General features: G+C 30.8%; 27 protein-coding genes and 1 pseudogene. 18 read left to right on the top strand and 10 right to left on the bottom strand.

The features are described 5' to 3' along the window. The first annotated feature begins 12 nt into the window (after window positions 1–12). From citD to citF, 3 genes are read left to right on the top strand one after another with little or no spacing between them, the layout of a single operon-like run. Window positions 13–312 (top strand): citrate lyase acyl carrier protein, encoded by a 300-nt coding sequence (gene citD / locus ACREV6_RS15100; RefSeq protein WP_431578867.1) that lies wholly within the window; start codon window positions 13–15, stop codon window positions 310–312. Further along, window positions 312–1,211, top strand: coding sequence for a citrate (pro-3S)-lyase subunit beta (gene citE / locus ACREV6_RS15105; protein ID WP_431578868.1), 900 nt, complete (start codon window positions 312–314; stop codon window positions 1,209–1,211). The genes citD and citE overlap by 1 nt, the downstream gene beginning before the upstream one ends. After that, window positions 1,201–2,733 carry a citrate lyase subunit alpha gene (citF, locus tag ACREV6_RS15110; RefSeq protein ID WP_431578869.1) on the top strand — a complete coding sequence of 511 codons (1,533 nt, stop codon included), beginning with the start codon at window positions 1,201–1,203 and terminating at the stop codon, window positions 2,731–2,733. The genes citE and citF overlap by 11 nt, the downstream gene beginning before the upstream one ends. A gap of 303 nt (window positions 2,734–3,036) precedes the next feature. On the opposite strand, the gene ACREV6_RS15115 is transcribed toward citF, so the two are convergent. Next, the gene (locus ACREV6_RS15115) at window positions 3,037–3,909 is read right to left on the bottom strand and encodes a DUF1206 domain-containing protein (protein ID WP_431578870.1); all 873 of its coding nucleotides are present in this window, start codon (window positions 3,907–3,909) and stop codon (window positions 3,037–3,039) included. Between the two features lie 517 nt (window positions 3,910–4,426). On the opposite strand from ACREV6_RS15115, the gene ACREV6_RS15120 reads away from it, so the two are divergent. Beyond that, window positions 4,427–4,630 carry a CsbD family protein gene (locus ACREV6_RS15120; RefSeq protein ID WP_431578871.1) on the top strand — a complete coding sequence of 68 codons (204 nt, stop codon included), beginning with the start codon at window positions 4,427–4,429 and terminating at the stop codon, window positions 4,628–4,630. 207 nt (window positions 4,631–4,837) lie between these two features. Beyond that, window positions 4,838–4,969: a lmo0937 family membrane protein gene (locus tag ACREV6_RS15125; protein WP_431578940.1), complete on the top strand. Its 132-nt coding sequence runs from the start codon at window positions 4,838–4,840 to the stop codon at window positions 4,967–4,969. Between the two features lie 197 nt (window positions 4,970–5,166). On the opposite strand, the gene ACREV6_RS15130 is transcribed toward ACREV6_RS15125, so the two are convergent. Next, window positions 5,167–5,910, bottom strand: a complete 744-nt coding sequence (locus tag ACREV6_RS15130; protein ID WP_431578872.1) for an NADPH-dependent oxidoreductase — start codon at window positions 5,908–5,910, stop codon at window positions 5,167–5,169. A gap of 367 nt (window positions 5,911–6,277) precedes the next feature. Between ACREV6_RS15130 and ACREV6_RS15135 the strand changes: the two genes are divergently transcribed. Next, the gene (locus ACREV6_RS15135; RefSeq protein WP_431578873.1) at window positions 6,278–6,448 is read left to right on the top strand and encodes a hypothetical protein; all 171 of its coding nucleotides are present in this window, start codon (window positions 6,278–6,280) and stop codon (window positions 6,446–6,448) included. Window positions 6,449–6,573: 125 nt separating this feature from the next. After that, window positions 6,574–6,694 (top strand): annotated as a pseudogene (locus ACREV6_RS15140) (peptide deformylase); the annotation flags it as partial. Between the two features lie 231 nt (window positions 6,695–6,925). On the opposite strand, the gene ACREV6_RS15145 reads toward ACREV6_RS15140, so the two are convergent. Then, window positions 6,926–8,026, bottom strand: a complete 1,101-nt coding sequence (locus ACREV6_RS15145) for a YncE family protein (protein WP_431578874.1) — start codon at window positions 8,024–8,026, stop codon at window positions 6,926–6,928. A gap of 114 nt (window positions 8,027–8,140) precedes the next feature. Continuing rightward, window positions 8,141–8,494, bottom strand: a complete 354-nt coding sequence (locus tag ACREV6_RS15150) for a hypothetical protein (protein WP_431578875.1) — start codon at window positions 8,492–8,494, stop codon at window positions 8,141–8,143. On the opposite strand from ACREV6_RS15150, the gene ACREV6_RS15155 reads away from it, so the two are divergent. The 5 genes from ACREV6_RS15155 (at window position 8,475) to ACREV6_RS15175 (ending at window position 15,737) form a co-directional block, all read left to right on the top strand. Continuing rightward, window positions 8,475–8,633, top strand: a complete 159-nt coding sequence (locus ACREV6_RS15155) for a hypothetical protein (RefSeq protein ID WP_431578876.1) — start codon at window positions 8,475–8,477, stop codon at window positions 8,631–8,633. The two genes, ACREV6_RS15150 and ACREV6_RS15155, sit on opposite strands and share 20 nt — an antisense overlap. Before the next feature lie 836 nt (window positions 8,634–9,469). Beyond that, complete coding sequence (locus tag ACREV6_RS15160) at window positions 9,470–9,817, top strand: hypothetical protein (protein ID WP_431578877.1); 348 nt, start codon at window positions 9,470–9,472, stop codon at window positions 9,815–9,817. Window positions 9,818–10,213: 396 nt separating this feature from the next. Then, entirely contained in the window at window positions 10,214–11,425 is a 1,212-nt protein-coding gene (locus ACREV6_RS15165) for a MalY/PatB family protein (RefSeq protein WP_431578878.1), read from the top strand. A 229-nt stretch (window positions 11,426–11,654) separates the two neighbouring features. After that, complete coding sequence (locus ACREV6_RS15170; RefSeq protein WP_431578879.1) at window positions 11,655–13,394, top strand: ABC-F family ATP-binding cassette domain-containing protein; 1,740 nt, start codon at window positions 11,655–11,657, stop codon at window positions 13,392–13,394. 387 nt (window positions 13,395–13,781) lie between these two features. Next, window positions 13,782–15,737, top strand: a complete 1,956-nt coding sequence (locus ACREV6_RS15175; RefSeq protein WP_431578880.1) for a YecA family protein — start codon at window positions 13,782–13,784, stop codon at window positions 15,735–15,737. 91 nt (window positions 15,738–15,828) lie between these two features. Here the strand turns inward: ACREV6_RS15175 and ACREV6_RS15180 are convergent, their stop codons facing one another. Next, window positions 15,829–16,434 (bottom strand): hypothetical protein, encoded by a 606-nt coding sequence (locus tag ACREV6_RS15180; RefSeq protein WP_431578881.1) that lies wholly within the window; start codon window positions 16,432–16,434, stop codon window positions 15,829–15,831. Window positions 16,435–16,702: 268 nt separating this feature from the next. Then, entirely contained in the window at window positions 16,703–17,707 is a 1,005-nt protein-coding gene (locus ACREV6_RS15185; RefSeq protein ID WP_431578882.1) for a 3D domain-containing protein, read from the bottom strand. Between the two features lie 589 nt (window positions 17,708–18,296). Here ACREV6_RS15185 and ACREV6_RS15190 point away from each other — a divergent pair. Next, the gene (locus tag ACREV6_RS15190) at window positions 18,297–18,848 is read left to right on the top strand and encodes an AAA family ATPase (protein WP_431578883.1); all 552 of its coding nucleotides are present in this window, start codon (window positions 18,297–18,299) and stop codon (window positions 18,846–18,848) included. 79 nt (window positions 18,849–18,927) lie between these two features. On the opposite strand, the gene ACREV6_RS15195 is transcribed toward ACREV6_RS15190, so the two are convergent. After that, window positions 18,928–19,365 (bottom strand): hypothetical protein, encoded by a 438-nt coding sequence (locus ACREV6_RS15195; protein ID WP_431578884.1) that lies wholly within the window; start codon window positions 19,363–19,365, stop codon window positions 18,928–18,930. A 267-nt stretch (window positions 19,366–19,632) separates the two neighbouring features. On the opposite strand from ACREV6_RS15195, the gene ACREV6_RS15200 reads away from it, so the two are divergent. The 3 genes from ACREV6_RS15200 to ACREV6_RS15210 all read left to right on the top strand — a co-directional run bounded on the left by ACREV6_RS15200 (window position 19,633) and on the right by ACREV6_RS15210 (window position 21,674). Then, entirely contained in the window at window positions 19,633–20,304 is a 672-nt protein-coding gene (locus ACREV6_RS15200; protein ID WP_431578885.1) for a leucine-rich repeat protein, read from the top strand. A gap of 117 nt (window positions 20,305–20,421) precedes the next feature. Then, a complete protein-coding gene (locus tag ACREV6_RS15205; protein WP_431578886.1) occupies window positions 20,422–21,153 on the top strand; it encodes a hypothetical protein in 732 nt (243 codons plus the stop codon). Between the two features lie 335 nt (window positions 21,154–21,488). Then, complete coding sequence (locus tag ACREV6_RS15210) at window positions 21,489–21,674, top strand: alpha/beta-type small acid-soluble spore protein (RefSeq protein WP_431578887.1); 186 nt, start codon at window positions 21,489–21,491, stop codon at window positions 21,672–21,674. Window positions 21,675–21,923: 249 nt separating this feature from the next. Here ACREV6_RS15210 and ACREV6_RS15215 read toward each other — a convergent pair whose 3' ends face one another. After that, window positions 21,924–22,454 carry a hypothetical protein gene (locus ACREV6_RS15215; protein WP_431578888.1) on the bottom strand — a complete coding sequence of 177 codons (531 nt, stop codon included), beginning with the start codon at window positions 22,452–22,454 and terminating at the stop codon, window positions 21,924–21,926. A 279-nt stretch (window positions 22,455–22,733) separates the two neighbouring features. Between ACREV6_RS15215 and ACREV6_RS15220 the strand changes: the two genes are divergently transcribed. Then, window positions 22,734–23,696, top strand: a complete 963-nt coding sequence (locus tag ACREV6_RS15220; protein ID WP_431578889.1) for a hypothetical protein — start codon at window positions 22,734–22,736, stop codon at window positions 23,694–23,696. A 224-nt stretch (window positions 23,697–23,920) separates the two neighbouring features. Continuing rightward, on the top strand, window positions 23,921–24,652 hold the full coding sequence (locus ACREV6_RS15225; RefSeq protein WP_431578890.1) for an alpha/beta hydrolase: 732 nt from the start codon (window positions 23,921–23,923) through the stop codon (window positions 24,650–24,652). A 12-nt stretch (window positions 24,653–24,664) separates the two neighbouring features. Here ACREV6_RS15225 and ACREV6_RS15230 read toward each other — a convergent pair whose 3' ends face one another. Both ACREV6_RS15230 and ku read right to left on the bottom strand, forming a co-directional pair. Continuing rightward, the gene (locus tag ACREV6_RS15230; protein WP_431578891.1) at window positions 24,665–25,603 is read right to left on the bottom strand and encodes an ATP-dependent DNA ligase; all 939 of its coding nucleotides are present in this window, start codon (window positions 25,601–25,603) and stop codon (window positions 24,665–24,667) included. Then, window positions 25,603–26,415 (bottom strand): non-homologous end joining protein Ku, encoded by an 813-nt coding sequence (ku, locus tag ACREV6_RS15235; protein WP_431578892.1) that lies wholly within the window; start codon window positions 26,413–26,415, stop codon window positions 25,603–25,605. The genes ACREV6_RS15230 and ku overlap by 1 nt, the downstream gene beginning before the upstream one ends. Window positions 26,416–26,573 lie beyond the last annotated feature (158 nt).

A 26,573-nucleotide genomic window follows, 5' to 3' on the forward strand; every position in this document is an offset into this window, starting at 1 on the left:
GAGGGGTAGGAAATGAATTTTGTGAATAATGCAATAGCTGGAACCTTGGAATCAAATGACATTAGGATAATGGTTATGGCAAATGAAAATGCTGGGATAGAAATTGAACTGGAAAGTGTTGTTGAAAAGCAATTTGGAAAGCAGATTAGGAAGGTTATTAGTGAAACCTTAGAAAAGATTCAAATAGATAATGTTAAAATAATTGCTACAGATAAAGGAGCCTTAGACTATACAATTAAGGCAAGAGTTGCCTGTGCTGTTTATAGGGCCTGTGACATTTATGAAGACTTTAATTGGGAGGTATTTAGCTAATGGAACCTTTAAGAAGAACTATGATGTTTGTTCCTGGAAATAACCCTGCCATGATAAAGGATGCAGGTATTTATGGAGCGGATTCTTTAATGTTTGACCTTGAGGATGCAGTGGCAGTTTCCGAAAAGGACTCTGCAAGATTTTTAGTTCACAATGCTATAAAGACACTGAATTATGGTAATACAGAAATAGTTGTTAGAATTAATGGACTTGATACTCCCTTTGGAAAAAATGATATTGAAGCTACTGTAAGGGCAGGGGTAGATGTAATAAGGTTACCAAAAACAGAGACAAAAGAAGATATACTAGCTGTGGAAGCTGTTATTGAAGAGGTAGAAAGAAAAATTGGAAGACAAGTAGGAAGCACAAAAATGATGGCAGCTATTGAAGGGGCTATGGGAGTAATAAATGCCTACTCTATTGCTACTGCAAGCAAAAGGCTTATTGCTATTGCGCTGGGTGCAGAAGATTATGTAACAAGCCTTAAAACAAAAAGATATGATGGTGGTATGGAACTCATGGCAGCCAGAAGTCAGATTATTATTGCAGCAAGAGCAGCTGGAATTTATGCACTGGACACTGTTTATTCAGATGTTGATAATGAGGAAGGATTTAAGAGAGAAGTTGAACTTATAAAACAGCTTGGATTTGATGGAAAGTCTGTTATTAATCCAAAACAAATTAAGCCAGTTCATGAAATTTATGCACCAACAGTTCAGGAAATAAGAAAAGCATCAGATATTGTTAGAGCTGCAAGGGCTGCGCAAAAGAAAGGCATTGGAGTTATATCCTTAAATGGAAAGATGATAGATAAACCTATTATAGAGAGAGCAGAGAGGGTGCTACAACTAGCCAAGGCAGTAGGTTTGTACAAGGAGGGCATGGAGAATGAAGAATAGTATAGGAAGAGAGATTCCAGAAAATATTATTAAGCATAGGAAGCTTTATGAAGGAGAGTTTTCCGTGGATTCTACTATAGCAAAGGTGGCGCCTGTGATTAAACCAGTTAATCCAGGTGAAAGCAAGCTTCTTTGCAGTATTGAAGAGGCTATTGTTAAAAGTGGATTAAAGGATGGAATGACTATTTCCTTTCATCATCATTTTAGAGAAGGGGACTATATTTTAAATATGGTAGTTGATACTATTGCAAGGCTTGGAATAAAAAATTTAACATTAGCATCTAGTTCCCTTGGTAGCGTTCATAAGCCTTTAATTAAACATATTAAAGATGGGGTAATAACAAGGATTACTAGCAGTGGGCTCAGAGGAGAACTCGCAGAAGAAATTTCAAAGGGACTTATGGAGGAGCCAGTAATTATCAGATCCCATGGTGGACGTGCAAGAGCAATTGAAGCTGGTGACATTAAGATAGATGTAGCATTTCTCGGAGCACCTTCCGCGGATGAATATGGTAATGCAAGTGGAACAGGAGGAGCTGAGAATTGCGGTTCCTTGGGTTACGCAAAGATAGATGCACAATATGCAGATAAGGTTGTTATCATTACAGATTATTTAGTTGATTTCCCTAATATGCCTGCAAGTATAATGCAATCAAATGTTGATTATGTAGTAAAAATAGATAAAATAGGAGACTCTGCTGGCATAGCTTGCGGTGCTACAAGGTATACCAAAAATCCAAAGGAACTATTAATGGCAGAGTATGCAAGCAGAGTTATAGTAGAATCAGAGTATTTTAGAGAGGGATTTTCTTTTCAAACAGGTACAGGAGGAGCTACACTTGCTGTAAGTAGATTTATAAGGAAAGAAATGATAAATGCAGGCATTAAAGCGGGCTTTGCATTAGGTGGAATAACCAAGCAAATGGTTGAAATGCATGAAGAAGGTTTAATAAAACATATTTTTGATGTACAGGGCTTTGATTTGATTGCAGCTGAGTCAATAGGCAAAAATCCAATGCATCATGAGATAGATGCATCCTTTTATGCAAATCCTCACAATAAGGGATGTGTAGCCAATAAACTAGATGTGGTAGTTTTATCAGCATTAGAAATAGATACAGATTTTAATGTAAATGTAATGACTGGCTCAGATGGCGTATTAAGAGGAGCATCCGGCGGTCACTGTGATACAGCAGCTTGTGCAAAACTCACTATTATAGTTTCACCGCTAATTCGTGGTAGAATACCTTGTATAGTTGATCGTGTTAATACAGTAATTACCCCTGGTGATAGTATTGATGTTCTGGTAACTGAAATAGGTATAGCAATAAATCCTAAAAGAGGGGATTTGATTGAAAGATTTAAGGATGTAAATATTCCAGTATTCACTATTGAGGAGTTAAAGGACAAAATCGAAAGTATTGTAGGAATTCCCGAAAAAATAGAATACGACGAAAAAGTAATTGCAATCGTTGAATACAGGGATGGAAGTATTATTGATGTAGTGAGAAAAGTTAAATAGGGTAACTGTGACTTGGGAAAAACAGTAAATGAAACAGAAGAGAAAAATATCAGTATTAAAGATTTATTGAAAGGCCAGAAATAGTGGGTGACAGTAGAAGGGAAGGAAAGCTTTCCTTTCTTCCTGTCAAAATCCACAGTGAGTTTTTGGCAGGCAATCAGGAAAAGAAATTGAAAATTAAATAATGATTTACCTTTTATAAGCTTACAAATTTTAAGTCTTCTTAATTCAATGAAATTTTATCTCCGACTTTATATTTTAAAACTGACGGAGTTTGTTTGGAACTAGAAACCACGAAAATATTTAGTATTTCTTTAACCTAAAAAACAAGGCAATTAATAGAGCGTAAATTCCAAGAGACGTCAAACCTAAAGCGATAATTCCTATAAGCCAACGGCCATAAGACTGATGTATAAGGGACATAAGAGCGCTGTCAAAACCCTTCGCTTCATTAGAATTAGAGGTATAAGCAGCTATAGCTAAGAAGATGCCAACTGAGACTATGACAAAGCCGCGTGAAATGGTACCAAATCTGCCAAAGCCTTTAACCCATTTTAATTGAAATGTATTCAGTTTGATGAGGTCAAGATGACATCCGAAAAGTGGCATAAATCCCTTGCAAACCTGAAAAATACCTACTGAGATTACGATTATTGCTATCACAACAATTATCCACTGTCCAAAAGGCATATCTAGAATTTTTGCCACATAGTTCTGAGTTTGAGCAGCTTGTTTACCAACATGAGCAGGTTTGGAGCCACCGGTGAGAAGAGAAAAAGTGGGTATCGCCAAAAAAGAGTAAGAAATTGCACCAAATAAATATCCCAACCTGGCTGAAATACCCTTTGTGTCGTTCTCTTTATTAAAAGGGTTTACGACAACTTGTATTAATCCCCATGATGAATAGCATATGAGTCCTATCAAAAAAAGCCATAATAATATCTTACCTTCGGGTTGTTTTCCTATATTCGCGATGGTGCCTTGCTGATCTGTTGTCTTTCCTCCAATTCCAAATGCAAGAAGAAGTGCCAAGATTCCCATGATAAAAAATATCAATCCACGTGTAGCAAAACCAACACGGGCCATAAATTCTGCGGTTGAATTAAAAGTATCATTCTGGGCTATAATATCGCTGGTTTTTTTCATTTTACTAATTTTATTTTTTTTATTTGCCATTAAAGCACACCCTCACTTATTATTTTGGTAGTACATAGGATATATAGCTAGCTATAAAATTTTATATTTAAATTAATAAATTGATGATATAACAATAAAACTTAATGTATTTAATCTGTACAATTAACATAAGAGAGCTTAAACATTCCAGATAATTATACTCCTAATATATATGATATAATGTAATATTTCTATTAGCAAGAGAGAACTTTACATTTCTCCGGTTGGATACAAACGCTTAAAAATTTTTTGATTATTATTAAAAAATTTATAGAATTAAAATTTAATGAAAAAAAACTTCATTAAATTGAATATAGAAATGCCAATTATAAAATTAAACGATATCATTATAACTTATTAGTTTAATGAAATAAAGAAAATGTCGAAAAATGTTGAAAAACCGAGAGTTATATGGTATAATATAGCTATACATTCAGAATCATTGAAAAGTTTAATGAATTTTAATGTATAAATATTTTTAATATCGATATTAGATAAAATAAAATGGAGGTGTAAGATGCCTAATTTAAATAATAAAGTTGAAAATGTAAAAGATAAGGTTGTAGGAAAGATTAAGGAGACTGCAGGTAAAGTCTCAGATAACCAAACGATGGAGATTAAAGGGAAACTTCAATATCAAAAAGGTAATTTAAAGGAAAAAATTGATAAAACCAAAGATAAGATTGTAGACAAATTTAATGATACATTAAATAAAAAATAATAAATATATAGAATTGATTATCAAATAACGAGGAGTGTGATTGTATGCTAGCATTAATTGGTGGAGTTGTTGTAGTAATAATAATACTTAAATTTGTCGGTATTTTTTAGTTAAGAGATTTTTTGGAGAATTAAAAGGAATGATTTCCTATTATAATAATAAATTAATATAAGAAAGGATGTGTTTTAGATAGGTATTCTAAGTTTAATAGGTGCAATTGTAGTAATCTTTTGGGTTTTAGGATTAGCATTTAGTATTGGCGGAGGTTTGATACATATTCTACTAGTAATAGGTGTAATAGTGTTTATAGTAGATATGATTTCAAAAAAAAGAATTTGACCCAATAGGGTAACCGTGACTTGGGAAAAATAGTAAACTGATGAAGCGTAATTTAGAGTGAGCATCAGTAGGTGGACTAGTGTTAAAAGAAACATAGAGAACAGTAAAAAAGATTTCTGAATAAGAGATACCTTAAAACATATCTAGATTAAAATAGAAAAAAATAGGTAGAAGCATAAAAGCTTCTACCTATTTTTTTATTTATCGTTTTTAAATCCTTGAGTCTTAATTGAACCATACACTTTTGGAAAGTAAACAGATTTATATATATTTGAAGTTAGTATGCTCCAATTTCCTTCTTGAGCTTCTCTACCAATTTCTTTTAAATAAGCTGCCATTTCTATGTCATATTTATCAATGGCAGGCTTTAATATTTCAGTATTATATTTTTCATTATGTTTGAAAGTTTCAAAAGGCATTCTTGGTTTTTGCTTTGAAGTATCAGAAGGATAGCCTAATGCAAGACCTACAACAGGGAAAGTGTATTTTGGTAATTCTAATAATTCAATTACTTCATCAGGACTCTGTCTAATTCCTCCAATAGGAACAATTCCTATGCCCAAAGATTCAGCAGCTATAATAGTACCTCCCATAGCGATTCCAGCATCAAAGCTACCAGCAAGAGTTCCTTCCATGCTTTCATGAATTACTTGTGGATTACCTGTTTTTTCACCAGCTAGATTTGTTTTGTAGAAATCCATAACGAAAATTAAAAATACCGAAGAGTCCTCAATCCATTTTTGGTCACCAGCTAAATGAGCCAATTTCTTTTTCTTCTCTTTATCTCTAACTACAATTATAGAAGTTTGTTGACTATTTATAGAAGTTGGCATGGCTTGAGCAGATTTAAGAATTTGGTCTAAAACCTCTTCCGATATATCTTTATCTAAATAAGATCTTATAGACCTATGATCTTGAATTAATTTTATTGTTTCGTTCATTTTATCCATCCCCTTAGTTTAATTTGCTAGTTGTTAGTTACTAGTTTTAATTTTCAATTAATAAAAGTTATCCCTTAATAGGATTATATTCCTAATGATTTTAAAAAGCAATCTTTTCTTAATAGGGTAACTGTGACTTGGTAAAAACAGTAAACTGATTTGAGTATATAGTAAGGTGGTTCAGCTAAAAACGATAGGACGGTGAAGAATAATATGACAGTCATCTATCTTCTTATCTTATATAAGAAGATTTTTTAATTTTAAAATGTTATGAAGTTATAACTAGTTTGAAGTATATTAATGAGCTTAGTAAATAACTAAGTATCCAAGGCAAAAACAGACAATATATTAGAGGGGGTAAAAGATAATGAAGAATAGACATGTATATATTATAAATCAAGTAACCAGTACAAAATACCAGCTTTGTAGGGTATTGAATGAATATGATAGTGATCCTGCGGTACAAGATGATTTAATAAAATTGTTGGTTTCTGAAATCACTGAGAAAGATTTGTTGAAAACACTTGATAAAAAATAAACTAGAGTAACAGTAAATATATAATTGAATGATTGATATAGGGAGACCCATAGGATTAGCAGAGTTTGCATTTCCTACGGGGTTTTTTTTATGCGGGTGATATGGCAGGAACTATGTATAGCACAGAAAATAGTGATGCAATTATATTGAAAGGTACAAGAGCTTTAGCAAAATGTTTTTGCTATGAAATAGACCATTTAGAAGGTATTCTTTTTACTTGATTTAGTTACTGAATATATAAAGTAAGGTTATTGAACTTATGAAATTATGAACTTAATGTAAGTAATTTGTAGTTGAAATTGAGGAACAATATTATTGAAAGACGACATAAAAATACCGTATTATTCAATAATACGGTATTTTTAAGGGATATTCGGTTTTACTAGTTGTGGCGTTTTATAAGAAAAGAAGATAGCATTCAAAAGGGCACCGCCCAGTCTGGACTCGCTACGGCTGGGTGCCCTACAAAATAAAAATTTATTTTACAAACATCCCACCAATGTAAAAATGCTTAGGGATTAAGGATGATTTTCTCTCTTTATTTATGTTTATTGATTTAAGTAATTCTAGAGTATTTAAATTATAAACATATAAGTTATGCATATCTTGACTATATAAATAATTTTTGTATTTTATAGTTTGAACTAAAGGATTTTTCATTTCAAATAATTGCTGATTACCAGTTTTAGGATCAAAAACAGTAATTTTATTTTTATTAGCAGTTAGAGGATTACAATGGGTAATATATAGTTTATTATTGTGCTCAATTATTTGAAAAGGATTTGTCTCCCTAAGCTCTATATTTTGTATTTCATTAGTGATTATATTAAATTTGCTCAATGTTTTTGAGCTATCACTTCCCTTAGTATCTAAATTGTTTGTAAAATAAATGTAATCCCCAATTTTATAAGAATCAAGTTGTTGAGTTCCACATTCTTTTAAAGGAATTTGCTTAATCATTTTTAATTCTTTAGTTTCAAATACGAATAAATATGGGTTATCAATATTATTCTCATTAAGAGTCCCCCATGCATATAAAATATCGTCATAACATTTTAATCCAGAAATTATTACTCCATGTTTTTTCCATTCTTGTAAACTGCCAGTTATAGTATCACACTTGCTTATATAACCATCAAAATTAATAGTGTTAGTTGTATAAACATCATTCTTATTTACAGTAAACATTAAAACGGCTGGCTGATTTATCTTAAAGGTTTTATATTTCCCGGTTTTTAAATCAAATTTAACAATTGTTTTTAAGTCTTTACGATTTCCAATACCAAGTGGAACAGTATAAAAATTATCATCACTTAAGTATGGAACTCTTGTTGAATCACCCATATCTCCAAATTCCAATTTTTTTTCGTATTTAAAATTAAAAGATTTATCGTAGAAAGAAATATAACCTATATTATCATTTTGAGTACTCTGAACAACTCCTATATGAATATCATCTAGGTTTTTATTTGGTATAAAATAGTCGGAGCTATTAATAAAACCTAAATTAATTAACCCCAAAACTGATAATAATAAAATTATTAATATACCAAAAAATATTTTTAAATATTTAACCATCGAGTCACTCCACTTCTCAAGTACACAATAAAATGCACAATAAAAACTAATAATAATTTTTATGTGTACATTTTATTATATATTAATAGATTTTTATAAATTTGAATAATTTAGCTAATAATTCCAGTTATTTTTGTATGTAACAACTGTTTTGTCATTAATTAATAATTCAGTAGGATGAACTGCTTGTTTAACACTTTTATTAAATACAAGCACATCGTACATATCTGTATTTAAATTAATACCATAATTAGTGTTAAACCCAGCCCAAACAACTTGTGAACAATAGTATGAAGTTGTTGTATAAAGGTCAAAGAAATTTTTGTTGTAAGGTTTGCCTAGGTTACATTTATACCAATTAGCAACTACTTCGTCTTGATATACAGTTGAATTTGAAACAGAACCAACAGCACATGTACCCTTCGAGATATTCCAATCATTTTTACCCATGACAACACCAGATTCCACAACTTGGGAAGATGAATATACTATTGCAGCATGCCCAAGAGGGACTACACCATTCCATTTATCACCATATTTCGTTGAAGTCGATTTAGGATCAGTTACAACCTTTTTGTCTGTTAACAATTTATTTATTGTATCGTAGGAAATAGGAGTTGCCTCTGCTTTTTGAATAGCTTCGTTAATTTGTTCCTGTTTAACAGACTAGATCACTAACAGTAGTCGCAAATGCTTGTCCAGTAGCCGTTTAAAAGTAAATAATTGCTTAAAATACAATTTTTAAAAATTATACCTAATTATAACATATACAATCACTTTATGAAATAATTTCCCAAAAGAATATTACAAATTTAGATATAAGTCTTTCTTTTGTGTTATTAAATTAATTCATATTCTTTAACTCTTCTAGGGGTGGCGGCAAGAGGGTCCATGGTAAATGTTATGAAATTAAGGATGTTTATATAGGTAAGTGAAAGATGCTCAAAACAACGCTTATAGTTTATAATTTAAATTACTAAAAGAACCCTTCATATTGATATATTCTGACAATAATAATTACTTTCATTTTCTAAGGTATAAGCCGGTTGGATTTATAAAGATGATAGCTGGTGTAAATCTAATAGATTGCTATTAGTACTTTGAAGACTTTGTTATTGAATTAAGCCTGTGATATAATGGTAAAATAGTACATTTTACCATTGTATGGTGGAATGGGGTTAATGATTAGGTGAAGTAATAGAAATATTTTTTGAAAGAATGAGTGAATAAATTTGATAACTCTCATATTATTTTATATGCATTAATCCTCAGCAATGTCTAAAATAGGGAACAGCTGTTGCAGGGTATAGAAGAGAAAAATTTCTATAAATGAGAGCATGATGCAAGTTTATAAAATTATACTAGGGGGAAAGTATTTATGTATAAAATTCTCGTAATTGAAGATGATTCATAACGGGTGTTGTAAAATTTACAGGATTATTTTTGGGATTGGTATTTATGCTGTCTACTGGAAGTATCATGTATATGAAAATAATGAGTGATGCTATTGGGGATAAGAAAAAATACGAAATTTTAATGAAAATCGGAATGAATGAAAGTGAGCTTTACCACGCAGTTTCAAAACAGGTAGGTTTAAGCTATACGCTTCCTCTTCTTGTGGGCGGTGTGTACGCATTTATGGGTATTGGTGTATTACAAAACTTCCTAAATAAGTATTTTGAAATAAGTTTACTACAACCATTTTTAATTAGCCTGGGGATTTATGTGATCGTATATATAGTTTTTTACATTTTAACAACTAGAAAATTTATTAAATTGGTAACCTCTTAAAAAAAATTTGGCGGGTATTTTTAGCTAGCAAGCTTCAAATTAATAACTGGAAAATATAGTATGAAATATAGGCGGATTATTTTTCTACGCTATTTTTTATAAAATCCTATTAAATCAAGCCACCTTTGCTTCTTACAAATTAGAAGCAAAGGTGGCTTTTTTTAATCTAGGTCTTATACTTAATTCAGCTTAGCCATTAATTTCTTATGTATACATATTTGCATCACTTCCAGCAAATAATGTTCAATATATGTTTTAAATCAGAATTCACTTGTGGGATGATTGTGTTATAGAATTTACTGGAATTAAGCAGAGTTAATACTGCACGAATATGATCACCTAGAGGCTGTATTAGCTGTGCAGAGAGCAATTTATTAATTATAGAGAGGAAGGTATATGATGCAGTATGATTTTCAAACTGTTATTAATAGAACCAATACTGGTTCAGCAAAATGGGAGCAGATGAAGGGATGGAATCCTAATTTATCAGAGAATATAGTTCCTTTTTCAGTTGCAGATATGGAACTTAAAAATGCTCCTGAGATAGTAGAAGGGCTAAAAAAATATATTGATTCTACTACCTTAGGTTACACTATGCCAACGGAAGGTTATTTAGATGCTGTATGTAGCTGGATGAAGAAAAGGCATAACTGGGAAATAAATCCTGAATGGATTGTTGGTTCAGCGGGTGTAGTAAGTGCTTTTTACTTGACAATTAAAGCGTTTTCAAATCCTGGAGATGGGATTATAATTATGACTCCAGTTTATTATCCGTTCTATCATTCAATAGAAAAAAATAATAGGAAGCTAGTTAAAAATCCACTAATAAATGATGGTTCAACTTATGTAATAGATTATGAAGAGTTGGAAAAGAAAACACAGAATCCAAACAATAAGATATTGCTATTTTGTAGCCCTCATAATCCGACTGGAAGGGTATGGAGTAGAGAGGAATTAGAGAAAATAGGAGAAATTTGTTTGAGAAATAATGTTTTAATTATTTCTGACGAAATATATTTTGATCTTATCATGCCAGGTTATAAACATACTGTATTTGCTTCGATTTCAGAGAAACTATCAAATAATATGGTAGTATGCACCGCGCCAAGCAAAACATTTAACTTAGCAGGTATGCAGGCTTCAAATATCATAATTCCCAATAAAGAACTTAGGGATGGGTATCTTAAAGAAGTTGAATCCAACGGATTCTTTTACCTTAGCATTTTAGGCTACAAGGCATGCGAGATAGCATATACGGAGTGTGAAGCTTGGTTAGATGAGCTAATAAAACTAATTTATCATAACCACTTGCAACTTAAAAAATACATTGAAGAAAACATTCCGGTAATAAAGGTATATGACCTTGAAGGAACATACTTACAGTGGATGGACTTCAACGGGCTGGGTTTGAATAAGGAGGAGCTAGAGAAACTAATGCATGAAGAAGCTATGTTATTCTTTGACGAAGGATATTTATTTGGTGAAGAAGGCAATGGTTACGAACGAATGAATATAGCATGTCCAACAAAGGTAATGATGGACGGATTGGTAAGATTAAGAGAAACTTTATCCTTAAATGTATTAAATTTAGACTTATATGAGCCATGAGACGGTGGATACCAGGCACGCAAAGACTTTTTAGAATTAACTGATATAATGAGAAGCTTTAATATGAAATGATTGAACTTAGTCGTAAAAAATGTTATGCTATCAAGGGTAAACTCAAAAGAATGTCTTTACTACATAAAAATCAAGTGTAAAATTGCATTTGAAAAGATAATATATTGAAGAGCTTATTTTTATAGGCTCTTTTTTAGTGATAAAGAGAGGTAATAATATGATAAAAGTTGATAACTTGTCCTACTCATTTCCGCAAAAGAATCTATATAATAACATTTCATTTACAATAGAAGATGGTCAACATTGTGCGTTTATAGGGACAAATGGCAGCGGAAAAAGTACACTGATAGATATAATTATGGATCCAGAAAAATATATGTTCGATGGTAAGCTCGCCATGGACCCAAATTGTAGCATCGGGTATGTAAGTCAATTTTCACAACAGGGCGAAACAAAAGAAACCACAGTTTTCGAATATATAGGGGAAAAATTTATTAAACTACAAAATGAAATAACATCAATCTGCAGCGAAATGGAGACATCCACCGATATTGATTCACTACTAGAAAAGTATCAACAAACTCTAGACGCATTTGATGCAATTAATGGGGATGATTTCGAAAACAACATTAATAAAAACCTAAATCTTGCAAACTTAATCAAGTATAAAGATTTAAAGATATCTGAACTTAGTGGTGGGGAATTCAAGCTTATTCAAGTAATTAAGGAAATGCTAAATAGCCCAGACTTAATGATTATGGATGAACCTGATGTGTTTTTAGACTTTGGAAACCTTAATTCTCTTAAAGATCTAATTAATTCACACAAAGGAACAATGTTAATTATTACTCACAACAGATATATATTAAATCATTGTTTTAACAAAATTCTGCACCTTGAAAACATGGAGCTACAAGAGTTTGATGGAAGATATATTGATTATAACTTCTCATTACTTCAAACTAAAATTGAACTGCAAGAACTAGCTATTACTGATAATGAAGAACTTGAGAGAAACGAGAAGTTAATAAAAAAACTAAGATATCTGGCAACTGAGTATGATCAATCTTCTAAAGGGAAATCTCTAAATGCTAGAGTTAAAATCCAAGAAAGATTAGAAGAGCGTAGAATTAAAACGCCATTTGTAGATATTAAAGAGCCGAATATCAGTTTAGTTGCAGATAATGAAATGGTGGAAACCATTGCTTTAAAAGTTAATGATTACAGTGTTAGCTTTGATGATATGCTTCTAGAAAATGTTAACTTTGAGATTAAAGCTACTGATAAAGTAGCTCTTATCGGTCCAAATGGTACCGGTAAAACCACAATACTTGGAGAAATCTTTAAAAATAATCATGATGCTATTGAGATAAATCAGCAGGTTGAGGTGGCTTATTTATCTCAACTTCAAGGCAAAACACTAAATGAGTCTAATACCATACTTGAAGAGTTCTTCGAAGTTGGTTTTAAAACTTATGAAGAGATTAAATCATATATTTCAAACTATGGGTTTGAAGAAGAAATCATTAATCAAAAGATAGGGTCTTTATCTGGTGGAGAAAAAAATATGCTTCAATTGGCTAAAGTTTCTGCTAGTAAAGCAAACATGTTGCTTCTTGATGAACCAACAAGTCATTTAGACACCTATTCACAAATAGCACTGGAAAAAGCCATAGAAAACTATAAAGGTGCGATTCTAATGATTTCCCATGATTTCTATTCTATAGTAAACTGTATGGATTATGTTTTAATCATTGAAGATAAGACAATTAGAAAAATGAGTATGCGAAAGTTTAGAAAGATGATTTATGCTAGTCATTTTGATAAAGACTATTTAGAAATTGAACAAAAGAAAAAATTAGTTGAAACAAAAATAGCAGTGGCTTTAAAAAATACTGATTTTACGCTTGCAAAAATTTTATCAGAAGAGTTAGAAGAACTGATTAAGTTATTCTAAATCCTGTAAGGTACCTGTGACCTTGAAAAAAATGGAAATACAAGTTGAATACAAATTGTTCAGAAGCTGGGCAAAGATGGAACTGCTGAAGCAATTCGGTAGTTTTTTCGTCGTTAAAACACAATTTTAAACAAATAGAGATGGGGGAGCTTTCACCTAAAAGCTATAAGGACTCTACTGTAGAGCAATAAAGAGCCAAGTTGAAATGCCTTTAAATTTTTATTTTAAAATGAAATTGTGTATGGTAAAATAAATATATAATTTATAAAGTGTTCTTATAGCAATACAATTTAAATGTAAATTAGATCAAGTTTATAAAATTAAAAAAGTTAGGGTATAATTCATAATAGCTATTAAATTTAAGAAAAAGAATTGGAGAAGATAAGAATGAAAGGTAAATGTTATTATTGCAATGAGGAATTAACAGAAAGAACCATTAAAAGGCATGTTAAAGGCTGTAAAAATAGAAAAGAAAAGATAAAAGAAGTAATGGAGAGTTCTAAAAAAAATAAGAGTCAATATGTTTTGTCTATAGTTCCACAGTATGGATCAAAAGAGTATTGTTTGTATATAGCTATAGATATAAATTCAACTTTAGAGAATTTGGATAGTTTTTTAAGAAATATTTGGTTAGAATGTTGTGGACACTTAAGTAGTTTCATTATAGGTGATGTAAATTATGATTCTTCAGTGGAGGTGGATTCTGAATTTTCCTTTAATGACGAAACAATGGATTTCAAATTGAAACAGGTAATTTCTGTAGGTGATAAATTTAGATATGACTATGATTTCGGTTCTACTACTACATTAAAACTTGAAGTTATTGAGGAGTATTTAACAGGGGAAAAACATAGTGAAATAGAAATAATAGCTAGAAATGAAGAAATACAAAATTTTTGTACAAATTGTAATAAAAAGGCAGAGTATTTTGATTATGCAGAAGAAAAGTTTTTTTGCGGAGATTGCATAGATGAAGATACTGATATGGTAGACGTACCTAAATATACCAATTCACCTAGAGATGGAGTTTGTGGATATGAAGGATACAGAGATACGGAAAAACAGTACTTGCCAGGAAATAAATTTAAGTTTGTGAAAGCTAAAACAAAAGGGCAGAAGAATATAGTTCCATTTATACAGGATGATGACTTTGATACATATAATGATGAAGAGGAATTTGATTCCATTTTACATAGCGTAATGAATAATATAGATTTAGAAATTGAAAATAAAGCAAATCAAATGTTTAATAAAATAAAGAGAGGTAAGTTTACACAGGATTTAAGAGAATTATTAGAATGTAATACCAAAACGGAATTATTAAAAACAGCATCTATGCTAAATACTATGAAGGTATCTAAGTTTAATAAAGGGCAATTAGTAGAAAGACTTTTAGATGTATATGAAGAGAAAATAACGCAGGCGCTATATTTAATTGATAGTGAAAGGTTTGAATTTTTAAAAAACATAGCTGATAACCAGGGATATATATCCTTTGAAGATCCTAATTTTACATCAAACCCAGATTATTTTTTAGAATGCGGATTTCTATTTGTAGCTATGAGAGAAGATGGTGTATATTTAATCATGCCAAATGAAACAATAAATGCTATAAAATCCTTAGATAGTGATGAGTATAGAAAAAAACTCGCTAAAAATACAGAAATAGTAAAGCTATTCTGCGGAATGACCTATAACTATGGCGTAGTGCTTATAAATGATTTTATAAGAATGATTAATAATTATGTTGACTATTCTTTAGATGAAACTGATTTTCACGGAATAATTGTAAGTGGTTCATACTATTATGGTGGGTATATATTACAAGGGATTATAGGAAGTAGTATACTGGTGCCACTAGAAGATGTTGTCCATATTATTAATAGAAGAGATAAGATTTCAAGTGATAGTGATTTTTGTATTATAAAAAAGGATGAACTACTTGAATCTGCCAATGAAGAATATCTAATTGAAAATAAAATAAGCATGAGATTAAAAAGGTATTTAAAGAATGATTGGGAAATAGAAGATTCACAGATTGAAATGATTATAGTTAATTTATATTCTGATATTCAAGAAAATGAAAAAGAAGAGGTAATAGAAAATATCATAGATGCACTTAGAGAAGCAAGTGGAAATGACCTTCAAAAATTATTAGTAGAAATAAATAGTTTTATAAATAACACTAGACTTTGGAAATTAAAAGGATATACTTTAAACGAATTAAATTCAGAATATAATAATACGTCTACTCCAAAGATAGGAAGAAATGACGCCTGTACATGTGGAAGTGGTAAAAAATATAAAAAGTGTTGTGGATCTAAGGTTATTCAGTTATTTTAGCAAACTGAAATTCCCCATTACTAATATTGCCTCCCCGTGATTCTAATAAATTAGATGCAGGGGAGGCTTTTCTCAATCTAGGTCTTATATTTTACCCGAATTCATGTCCTGGTATCCCATTATTAACATAAGTCTTGCCTTCTAATGGTTTGAATCCGGATATCTCCATGTCTGTTACAGCAGGATGTGCACCATGATAATTGGGAAATGTAAAGTTAAGAGTATAACTATTTCCATAAAAACTAGCTTTCATTCCATCTCCTGTAAAAACTGCTGTATTTGTAAGGAAAATAGCCTTTTTATTTTCTTTTTTTCCATTCACCACATTTACTTCATAAACAGTGAAATCAAAAGAAGTATTAGTTACATTAGAAATTACAACTTCACAATAATTTGTTAACATATGCTCTCCGAAACGTTTATTGTCAAAATAAGTGCCATCATACAATTTAACTTTACTAGTTACTTTAGTTATTTTTTGAGAGACATTATTTTTATCTTTTGCTACTTGTTCATTTGGACTTATTTTAGTAGACTGTATAGAATTTGCATTATTTAAATCTGTTTGTTTTTTTTCATCAACACTATTTTGCTCATTAGTAGCTTTTATAAATTTATTTGATTTTTTATCACTATTACAACCAACTAAAGTGAAAATCAAACTTAAACATAATATCAAAATTAAATTCTTTTTCATAATTTAAATCCCTTTCCCTTTAATTTAAAAATTAATAATTGTAGTAATATTATAACATAATTATACTTTTTATATATAGATTACCTGTAAAAATTTAAATTATTACTAATATTGAAACCCCCTTGCTTCTCATAAATTAGAGACAAGGGGGCTTCCTACAATCTATATCTTATTTTTAATTTAGCTTAACACATTAATTTGTTGTGTTTTAAAGTCTTTAGGGGATTTTGATAAGTATATAATGAGTTATCAGCAAGCGGGGGGGTATTTAGTCATTTATTATACGGATTTTTACAGTTCTTCGGCCCCAATTACGTGCTTCAGCTTCTGTATTAAAGAATACATCGATAATATTACCTTTAATAGCGGAACCAGTATCTGCTGCAATAGCATATCCATAGCCTTCTACATAAAGTTTAGAGCCCATTGGTATAACCCTAGGGTCCACAGCTATAGTGCTGTATCCATTTGGATCTCTGTTTGTTTTAGAACCTGATGATGTAAAACCATCCGATGAATATGCGGTTGATTGTATACTGAAGTAGTTAGTTGAGTTTGATACATCAGTAGGGATAGCATCAGATTTAGACGTTGAACTTTTACTAGAATCTGAGCCTCTAGACAAAGTAATGGTCCTGCTTGCTGCTAGTTTTTTTAGCTTTTCTGCAGCGGCTAATTCTTTTGCCTTTTTGGCGGCAATTAAATTAGTTTCTTTTTTAGTTGCGTTATTAAAAAGCACCTTGTGTTCTTTTATGTCTTTACTTAATTTTGTTAGAATAATTTCATTATTTGATTTTAGCGCTGATAATTTATTATTCTCATTATTTAAAGTGTCTTTATGTTTTATTATAGAATTTCTTTGTTTTTCTATTTTAGCAATGAGATTTTTATCATACTCTGTTATCTTTTTAAATGTATTTACTCTCGATATAAGATCACTAAAACTAGTTGAATCTAGAAGTACCTCAAGATAACTATCTACACCATTCATATACATAGCTCTTGCTCTTTTTTCAAACAAGTCTTCTTGATCGATAGCATTCTTTTCTACAATTTCTAAATTAGTTTGTGTTTTTCTTATATCTTGAGTGATGTCATTCATTTTAGCTTTGTTAATGTCAATTTTATTTAATACCGCATCAATTTCATTGTTTAAATTCTTTACTTTTATCTGTAAAGCTTTTTTGCTGCTTTGAGCTTGTTCTAATTCAGATGTTTCATTAGTGATTGGTGCAGCAAAAATATTGACATTGATAGTTAGTGTTAGAATCATAACAGCAGATATTATTTTTTTATTCATTTATGAACCTCCTTAAAAGGGCTATCAATAATAATTGATTTTTCTATTTTTAATTTTAGGCTATGCTAGACAATAATGAGGATGATATATATAATTGGCTTGTCCATTTAAGACAAATCAATAAACTTCCCACTAATTTTTATAAAATACAATATCTATTAATTGTTAAAATATCGTAAATTTATGATTGTCTTTAAATGACTAGGCTACGAAGGCTTATTATAACACAATCTATGGAAAATGTGTACTATATCACTATTTATCTCCTAAGGGGTCGCCGTCAGCCACCTAAAAAGGGGGGATGCTTAGCGTTCTTGAGAGATGGGTTTGTAATGGATTTGACACTTAAAGAAAAATTTTTCTGTCTTTTTTTAATGACTAATTCAAAAACTAGCCAGTGTGGGATAAATATCATTAATTAAGTTTTGAATTTAATGGTATAATTAGGTAAAGACAATGAGGTATTAAAGTATTGCATCACATTTATAATTTATTGTGCAATTAAGAAAGGTTATTGTATAAAGACAGGAATTTTACTCTAATAAGTGACGAGGTGAATTATTTGAATAAAACTTTAATAATAATTGCTGGTATGCCTGCAACAGGGAAAACCACATTTGCAAACTATTTATCAGATAAAATGCAAGTACCTTTAGTTTGCAAAGATAAGCTTAAAGAAATAATATGGGATAAAGTTCATTATGATACAAATATCCGAACAGAATGTCAAAAATACGGTGGATTAGCCTACGATCTATCTTTCCACTTTTGTGAAATGCTTATGAAAACCAATCAGACATTTATTCTTGAAAGTAATTTTACAAATCCATGTCCTGATATATTAAATTCAAAAGTCAGCAAATATAAATACAGAGTAATTACGGTGTTATTTGACGGAGATGTTGCGGTTATACACAGGCGATTTTTGGCAAGAGATACCACTGAGGAAAGACATCAGGGGCTTGTTTCAATTAATTACTTTAGTGATTTTGAGTTTTTTAAGAAAGTCACTAAATCCTGCAGAGATTTTGACTATGGGGATATACGAATTATTGTAGATTCAACGGATTTTTCAAAGGTTTCATATGATGATATTATAGCAAAAATATTATAGGTACAAGTTATAAAGGTAATAAATACGTTATAATCATCATATCATGAGTCACCACTGTAGAATATTAGGTATTTATTAATCATTTGTTATCTTTATTTTTTAAGTTAAAATCTAAAATATTTGATAACTTGCTTATATCGCCATTAAACACCAAACTTAATAATTTGTTTTCATTTTCAAAAATTAGATAACAAGGTGGTTCATTTTCAGGAATTAAGATATATACTTCACTTACAAGTGCATTAAATGACTTACAGTTCACTTTAACAATTGGGTCTAAAGGAATCTTTACCACATATCCATCGTCAGTAGCGGGGTCATTTTTATATAATCCTTCTAAATTGGTGATCCAACTTGTAATCATATCTTGAATTTGCGGATTTGATTGGACTACTTTCACAACTTTATCTTGTTTCGGGTCAAAAATTTCAACGTATTTAAAACCCTCAGCATTTACACAGGTTGAATGTAAGAGCATAACGAAAAGAGATAAGAAAATTAATAACTTTTTAATCATATTAATCACCTCTTTGTTAAGATTCCCATTATCGGCTGAATTATTATGGATTAATGTTTAATACGTAGAGTTTAGCCTAACCGTCTCATACATAAACAACAATTTTGATACAATAGAAAACCCTTGAGTTCAGGGGTTTTTGTTGTTTTTGGATTGAAATGTAGTGTGGAAATTGAGCTTAAAGTAAATGACAAGGTGTAACTTATTATTTGATGTGAGAATATAATGTGTTAACGGAAGATAAAAAATCAGTTAAAGGAGGAAATTATGAAACACTTAGATGGTAAACTTATTAAATTTATAGAAGAAAATGCTAATAGAGGTAACTATGTTCAAAAAAATATTCAAATTTCAGAAGAGACAGATATTAAATATTTTGCATTTAAACCGAGTGACGATAAGGAAAGTAGTTATATAATATTTGCCGCAAAAGATATAGAAATGCCTAAAGATATAATGATACCTAGTCACAATGCTAATAAACCAGTAATTTCCATAGGTAGAAATGCATTTTGTAATAGTTATGATAGGGTGATAAAGAATACCAATATAGAAAATGTAACTATACCGGAAAATGTAACAAATATCTCAGATGAAGCTTTTAGCAATTGCATAAAGCTTAGAAAGGTTACTATTTATGGAAATAGGGTGCCTACAATAGGTAAAAAGGTATTTATGAATACCTCTGAAGATTTGATTATATATGTTCCTAGAAAAATGGTTGATGAGTATAAAAATAATCCAAACTGGAGTGTGTATAAAGAAAAAATTTCACCAACAGATATTCCTTCGCCAGAAGAAATACCCAGCCAAGATGGTATTGTTAATACTGTAGTTACAGTTATAGCAGAGAGTAAAGAAGTCTCAGTAGCTTACAATTTTTATTTTTTAAATATTAATGATTCTAATGTTAATGATTCTGATGATATAAAAGTGTAATTGTATTTTAAAAATGAGATTATTTAATAAGCACTTTCATTTTTTTTATATGTTTAATTAATATAGTGCAAATGCAATATATTAGAATGAATAAAATAGACAAAGGAGTAGTATATAATGGCTAAAAAAGAAATTCAAACAAATGTTATTATTGCAGAAAAGGAAGAACTTTTTTTTAAAGAAGTAGTATTTGATTTTGATTCTTTACCACCACAAACAGGACTTATGGGACAAAGTCCTAATTTAGCTTCAAGATTATTTATAATACAAAATATAGATGAAAGTATTGAGGTAAAGGCTTATCCTACAAGAGATAGGGCTATTATGTTCAATGCATGGATAATAAAAAATATATCTTATAAAATAGCAGCACAAGGGACTAAAGATCCTAATCCATTTCCATTTCCAATCCCAACTCCTTCTGTTGAGACGGTAGGAATGGGAATGAAAGATACAGCTGGATATCCAACAGTCTACGGACCTATATATCATATGACAAAAGTAATTGATTTTGGTGGATTTATAAAATTGGATTTACCATCAGAAGAAAAATTAAATGATACAGATATTGTAGAGGTGTTAAGTGCTGAAATTGTTGGCACTCATGATGAATTATTAAATCCTGAACCAATATACGAGCCATATTCATCAAAGATAATGGTGCCATTACCACCAGATCCAAATGACCCCCCAGGTACACCTCCAAAATTTATAGAAAGTGTGTTAACTAAATATAAACAATTTGATCCACAACTAACTCAATATGCAAGATTAAGAGAAAAGATGTGTATAAAAATTAGGGTTAGGGTTGTAAGGGGAGAAAATGTTAATATAGATTGTCAAAATTAGGTTGATAAAACAAGAGGCTTAAACTATTAGAGAACTTTTTTAAAAATCATTAGGAGGTTATTAGAAATGGTTCTCTTTTAGTTTTGAGATACTTGAATTCTACTAACTTTTGTCATAAACATAAGGCAAATTGGAGAAGATGAGTAAGGCTGTAAATTGTTTGCTATTTAAGAATAAGATATAGGTATATGAAACCTAAATATTTTTAACATATCTTCTCATTTATATGTTATTTTAATAATATAGACTTAAATTACTATGAGTATTCTTTATAATAATGCACAAAATAATAGCACAAATGAAAATCATTATTATATAAAGAGGAGGTAATTTATATGTCATACAGAACATTAGTACCACAAGCTAGAGAAGGACTAAACAAGTTTAAAATGGAAGCAGCTAGTCAAGTTGGAGTTACTTTAAAAGATGGATACAATGGAGAATTAACTTCTAGGCAAGCAGGTTCAATTGGCGGACAAATGGTTAAAAAAATGGTAGAAACTTACGAAAACAATTTATAATAAAAAGGGAGCAATTAGCTCCCTTTTTATTATAAATTGGTTTACACATATATCTGATACTGATGTTCCATGTCCATTTTTCTAAATAATAAAGTTCGTTTTTTTATTCCACTATGGTTTTGTGTCATTAAAAAAATATCCTCATTACTAATTATCCTCCCCCTAAATTTATATAGCAAGTTCCCTAGTTTTACAAATACGCCCCAGGCCTTTGTGCTGCCAGATTGCAGTAAATTACTAACAGTCCTTTTAATTTTTCAATAAACTTTCAATTTTATTATCATCAATATAATTATCTTTTATTAGATAAGCTCTCTCAATTGTCTGAGACTTCTCAGTATCATCTGTTCCTACTATCCTTATTGTAAATACAAATTTATTAGGATAATTTAAGTATATAAATCGGTTTTTATAGTAAAAAATAATTGAAGAAACTTTTTTGGAAGTATCATGATCTAAAAATTTAATAGGATGTATTTCTTTTATACTAAATTCGTTTAAATAATCTAGTATTTTTTTGCCTTTTTCTTTTGATTCTTGAGTATCATCATACCATTGCTGTGAAACTGAATTAGACCAAAAAACAGAAAGCTGTTCTAGATTTATATCTTTATAATAGTTGCTATCTTTAGTAGAATAAAGGTTTGTTGTTAAAGATTTTGGTATATAAATAGTGTATTTATTTTTAAAAATATAACTATAACTTGCATACCATACAATGATAATCATTACTATAAATAAAATAATTGAAGAAAAAATAATCTTTTTCTTTCTAGTCACTATAATCCCTCCCAGGTATATTTTAATTAGAATATATTATAAATATATTTTAGGTTAAGTTTATTCATATTGTAACATTTGTGTAAAATTAATACAACAAGTCAAGTGATTTGATTATCTTATAACATGAAATATACTTTCATTAGTGGAATATTAATATTTATCTATGTCCTAAAAAAAATTTTAACTGTCCCATTTACACTGACATACTGTTGTCAGCTAATATGCTTTATAATTATCATATCAAATTAAAATAACAGGAAATTTGGGGGAATAATTATGAAATTTAATAACTTTGCTGAATTTGACAGGTATGGTGACAGTCTTGCTGCTGAAGGAAAGAATGATGAGGTTCTTGATTTGTTTTTAAGAGCATCCGAAGTGCTTCCCAGGGAGGAATATGAAAGACAATATTTTGTAATTGCAAGCTACACAGGATTCCTTTATCTTAAAAGTGGTAGAGAAGAGGACTTATACAATGTAGTTAAAAATCTTATTGATAACGGATATGCCTGTGGTAATTGGATAATAAGGGAGCTTTCGAAGAAAGAGGATGAAAGATACGTGGAACTTTTGGAGAAAAATAAGCTTCTATTTATAGAAGCTCAGAGAAATGCAGAGATGAAGTACTCTGTATATCTTCCAAAAGGATATACACCCGATAAAAAGTATCCAGTTTTTTTCGCTCTTCATGGAGATGGAGCGGATGGGGATATATACAATTTGTCTGCTTACTGGACTCCGGAGGCTTTCGTTAAAAATAACTTTATTCTTGTATATGTTCAATCTTCACAGGTTTACTGTCACGGCGGATACCAGTGGAATAATGATATAAATATTGCGAGAAAAGATATTAGAAATTGTCTTAGTAAGGTTTCAGAGAAATACTCTATTGATAAAAATTGCTTAATTGTTGGAGGATTTTCAGGAGGTGCAATGGCATCAGTGGATTTTTCAATGGATGATGTTATACCAGTAAAAGGATTTGTTTCCCTTTGTCCTGGCGATGTGAGCAATTATTTTTCTGTGGAAAAGGCAGAAGCTGCTTCAAACAGAGGTATAAGGGTAGTTATTCTGGAAGGTGAGCTTGAACTTGAACCAAGTGTACAGGACATGCTTAAGGTATTTGATGAAAAGGGAATTAAATATAAATATGAAATAAATAAAGGGGTAGGACATATTTGTCCTGAAAATTTGACGGAAAAACTTGAAAATGCAATAAAATTTATACTTGATAAATAGGTTGTCCCAAAGATCCGCCAGTAATAATTGCAAACTTTCTTAGTTAAACATATCTTTGAAGTTATAGTTCCTTATTCCTTATTCATCAATTGTGTGGTTAAAGTTAAAAATAAATCTAAAGTCTTTAACAGCGTCTGTTTGTGATGTATAATTAGGATATTATACTCTCAGGAGTACTTGTTTTTATAAAAACATAGGATGTTGTGGGAAAGGGGATAGTTTTAATGAGTGAAACCATGAAAGGTAATATAGAGAATTTATCTATAGCAGGGTATGAGTGTACATTATATTTACCACCGGAATACTACATAAATGATGAGAGTTATCCTGTTGTATATATAAATGGTGATGACAATATACAGGAGATAATGAAGGATTTGGAATCCCATTTTGGAGTGGACTGCAGTGCATTTATTGCTATAAGTGTTATGGTGGAAGATTGGAATGAGAGTTTTACGCCCTGGACTGCTCCTCCTTTAACAAAAAAGAGTGAGTCTTTTAAAGGGGATGCAGCAAGCTATCTTAATTTTCTTGCAGATACAATCAAACCTTTTATAGATGAGCATTATAAAACAAGACCGGAGCCTTCAAATACTGCACTTATAGGGTATTCTTTAGGGGGACTTACTGCATTGTATGCCCTTTATACAATTAATGCCTTTGGTAAGATAGGCAGTATGTCTGGTTCTTTGTGGTATGATGGATGGATAGAATTTATGGATTCTCACATGCCAGCGAATGCAAATAGTCGTGTGTATATGTCTCTTGGAAGAGGTGAGGAACGTAGCAGAAATCAGCGCATGGCTAAAGTAGGTAATTGTACACGTAAAGCTGCTCTCATACTAGAGAAGCAGCTTGAGTTCAAAGAAAATCTTATATTGGAATGGAATGATGGTGGACATTTTTCGGAAGTACCCAATAGGTTTAAGAGAGCATTGCTGTGGCTCATGCCATAGGAGAGGTTACATCTACAAACTTATGATACAATCTTTAGGTGCTTTATCATCCCTCAGACCTTTAAATACAGGTTGCCTTAAGGAACCATTTGCTGTTTTCATCATATATTTAACGGTGCATACAAGGTTAGGTTCTATCCATACTGCATTATCATTTCCAGAAGGCAAATCATTAAAAGGTTGTGTGCTTATTTCAGGTGTGGATTTTATTAACTGAAAATCTGCTGTGGATATTCCTAGAGTAACATGACCTTTGTACACCAAAGCTTTACTTGAATATTGACCTAAAACAATGCTGATGACATTGTTATCCTTAAAAATATAACCACACACTACAAAATCATCATCCAGAAGATTCTTAATTTTAATCCAGTCCTTGGTACGTTTATCAAAGTAATACTTACTGTCCTTTTTCTTAGCAACTATGCCTTCTAATTGATTTTGTTTAGCAAGCTTATAAAACTCAACCCCATGTTCCTCAATATATCTAGAAATAGCAAGCCGCTGGTTTTCTTTAATGGTTTTTTCAAGCAGCTTTTTACGTTGCATAAGCGTCAAATCTTTGACCTCGTGATCATCATAGTAAAGAATATCAAATGCGGTAAAGCTAGCCGGTAATTTAGAGGATGAAAGTTGTATTTTAAAAGTATTTGTCATAAGCGACCGCCGCTGTACCTCAAAAAAGTCAGGTTTACCATCCTTAATAACAATCAATTCACCATCTAAAATGCAACGACATTTGACCTGTTTATGTATATCTGACAGCTCTGGAACTTTTACTTGCATCTTAATATTCCGTTTGTTACGCAAATCAGTGAAGTCCTTATCTAGATATGCAAGGCAACGTAAGCCATCCAGCTTTAACTCGTAGATATAATCTTGGCTGTCAAACGCCTCTTGCATCTCACCAATTAGCATAGGTTTAATGTTCTTACTCTCAAAAATATCCATTATGCGCCTTTTGGAGTTCTTTTACGTTTAGGCTTAGGTGTTGGAATTTCTTTAACTTTATTTTGCTCAATACTAGCCTTTAATGCATCCATAAGATTAATGATATTACTTGGAGCTTCAGACTTAGCGGCAACAATATCTTTACCAGCTATTTTCGTTTCTAGTAGTTCACGTAATTTTACTTGGTATTCATCCTTATATTCAGCTGGATTAAAAGGAGTAATCATAGAATTAATTAATGCATTTGCCATGGTAAGTTCAGCCTCGGTTAGATCTGGTTTATTGTAGGATTTAGCAAGGTCTTTAATTTCATTTTCATAGTACATTGTTGATATCAATATTCCATCCTCCCGTGGAATTATAGCAAGTAGGGTTTCTTTTGTACCCATTACAGTTTTTCCAATTGCAATCTTTTGTTCGGACATAAGCGCTGCGCGCAGAAGCTCAAAGGCTTTATCTCCACCGGCTTCAGGGGTAGCTTGATATGTTTTATCATAATAAATTGGAGATATTTGATTGAGTTGTGCAAAGTGCATTATTTGTATAGATTTCTCTTTTTCAGTTTTGATTTTTTCTAAATCGTCGTCTGTTACAACTACATAATGATCTTTATCATATTCATACCCTTTAATAAGCTCCTTGGATGTGATTTCTTCGCCACAATGACTGCAAGTCTTTTTGTATTTTATTCTAGAATTATCATCTTTATGGAGCTGGTTAAAATGAATGTCGTTGTCTTGCGTTGCAGTATACATGGATATTGGTATAGCAACAAGTCCGAAAGAAATAACTGTTTTATGGGCTATAGCCATTTTTAACACCTCACTTTTTAAATAGTATTACCATAATGAGTTCTCTTTATTATATTTGTGAGGAGCTAAAGATTGAAATAATACCATAAGATGTTTAAAAACTGTACTTTATTTGTAACCCATTTTGCTTTGTGCACCCCTATAATTTAGATTATAAA

The organism is Clostridium sp. (genome assembly GCF_050717515.1).
Lineage (GTDB): Bacteria > Bacillota > Clostridia > Clostridiales > Clostridiaceae > Clostridium_AD.

What these genes read in the sequence shown, in the direction of transcription:
- ACREV6_RS15220 (WP_431578889.1), top strand. Translation starts at nt 22,734, where the DNA reads ATGAAATTTAATAACTTTGCTGAATTTGACAGGTATGGTGACAGTCTT.
- ACREV6_RS15135 (WP_431578873.1), top strand. Translation starts at nt 6,278, where the DNA reads ATGAAGAATAGACATGTATATATTATAAATCAAGTAACCAGTACAAAA.
- ACREV6_RS15210 (WP_431578887.1), top strand. Translation starts at nt 21,489, where the DNA reads ATGTCATACAGAACATTAGTACCACAAGCTAGAGAAGGACTAAACAAG.
- ku (WP_431578892.1), bottom strand. Translation starts at nt 26,415, where the DNA reads ATGGCTATAGCCCATAAAACAGTTATTTCTTTCGGACTTGTTGCTATA.
- ACREV6_RS15230 (WP_431578891.1), bottom strand. Translation starts at nt 25,603, where the DNA reads ATGGATATTTTTGAGAGTAAGAACATTAAACCTATGCTAATTGGTGAG.
- ACREV6_RS15200 (WP_431578885.1), top strand. Translation starts at nt 19,633, where the DNA reads ATGAAACACTTAGATGGTAAACTTATTAAATTTATAGAAGAAAATGCT.
- ACREV6_RS15165 (WP_431578878.1), top strand. Translation starts at nt 10,214, where the DNA reads ATGATGCAGTATGATTTTCAAACTGTTATTAATAGAACCAATACTGGT.
- ACREV6_RS15120 (WP_431578871.1), top strand. Translation starts at nt 4,427, where the DNA reads ATGCCTAATTTAAATAATAAAGTTGAAAATGTAAAAGATAAGGTTGTA.
- ACREV6_RS15155 (WP_431578876.1), top strand. Translation starts at nt 8,475, where the DNA reads ATGACAACACCAGATTCCACAACTTGGGAAGATGAATATACTATTGCA.
- ACREV6_RS15225 (WP_431578890.1), top strand. Translation starts at nt 23,921, where the DNA reads ATGAGTGAAACCATGAAAGGTAATATAGAGAATTTATCTATAGCAGGG.
- citD (WP_431578867.1), top strand. Translation starts at nt 13, where the DNA reads ATGAATTTTGTGAATAATGCAATAGCTGGAACCTTGGAATCAAATGAC.
- ACREV6_RS15130 (WP_431578872.1), bottom strand. Translation starts at nt 5,910, where the DNA reads ATGAACGAAACAATAAAATTAATTCAAGATCATAGGTCTATAAGATCT.
- ACREV6_RS15145 (WP_431578874.1), bottom strand. Translation starts at nt 8,026, where the DNA reads ATGGTTAAATATTTAAAAATATTTTTTGGTATATTAATAATTTTATTA.
- ACREV6_RS15170 (WP_431578879.1), top strand. Translation starts at nt 11,655, where the DNA reads ATGATAAAAGTTGATAACTTGTCCTACTCATTTCCGCAAAAGAATCTA.
- ACREV6_RS15195 (WP_431578884.1), bottom strand. Translation starts at nt 19,365, where the DNA reads ATGATTAAAAAGTTATTAATTTTCTTATCTCTTTTCGTTATGCTCTTA.
- ACREV6_RS15185 (WP_431578882.1), bottom strand. Translation starts at nt 17,707, where the DNA reads ATGATTCTAACACTAACTATCAATGTCAATATTTTTGCTGCACCAATC.
- ACREV6_RS15115 (WP_431578870.1), bottom strand. Translation starts at nt 3,909, where the DNA reads ATGGCAAATAAAAAAAATAAAATTAGTAAAATGAAAAAAACCAGCGAT.
- citE (WP_431578868.1), top strand. Translation starts at nt 312, where the DNA reads ATGGAACCTTTAAGAAGAACTATGATGTTTGTTCCTGGAAATAACCCT.
- ACREV6_RS15175 (WP_431578880.1), top strand. Translation starts at nt 13,782, where the DNA reads ATGAAAGGTAAATGTTATTATTGCAATGAGGAATTAACAGAAAGAACC.
- citF (WP_431578869.1), top strand. Translation starts at nt 1,201, where the DNA reads ATGAAGAATAGTATAGGAAGAGAGATTCCAGAAAATATTATTAAGCAT.
- ACREV6_RS15205 (WP_431578886.1), top strand. Translation starts at nt 20,422, where the DNA reads ATGGCTAAAAAAGAAATTCAAACAAATGTTATTATTGCAGAAAAGGAA.
- ACREV6_RS15180 (WP_431578881.1), bottom strand. Translation starts at nt 16,434, where the DNA reads ATGAAAAAGAATTTAATTTTGATATTATGTTTAAGTTTGATTTTCACT.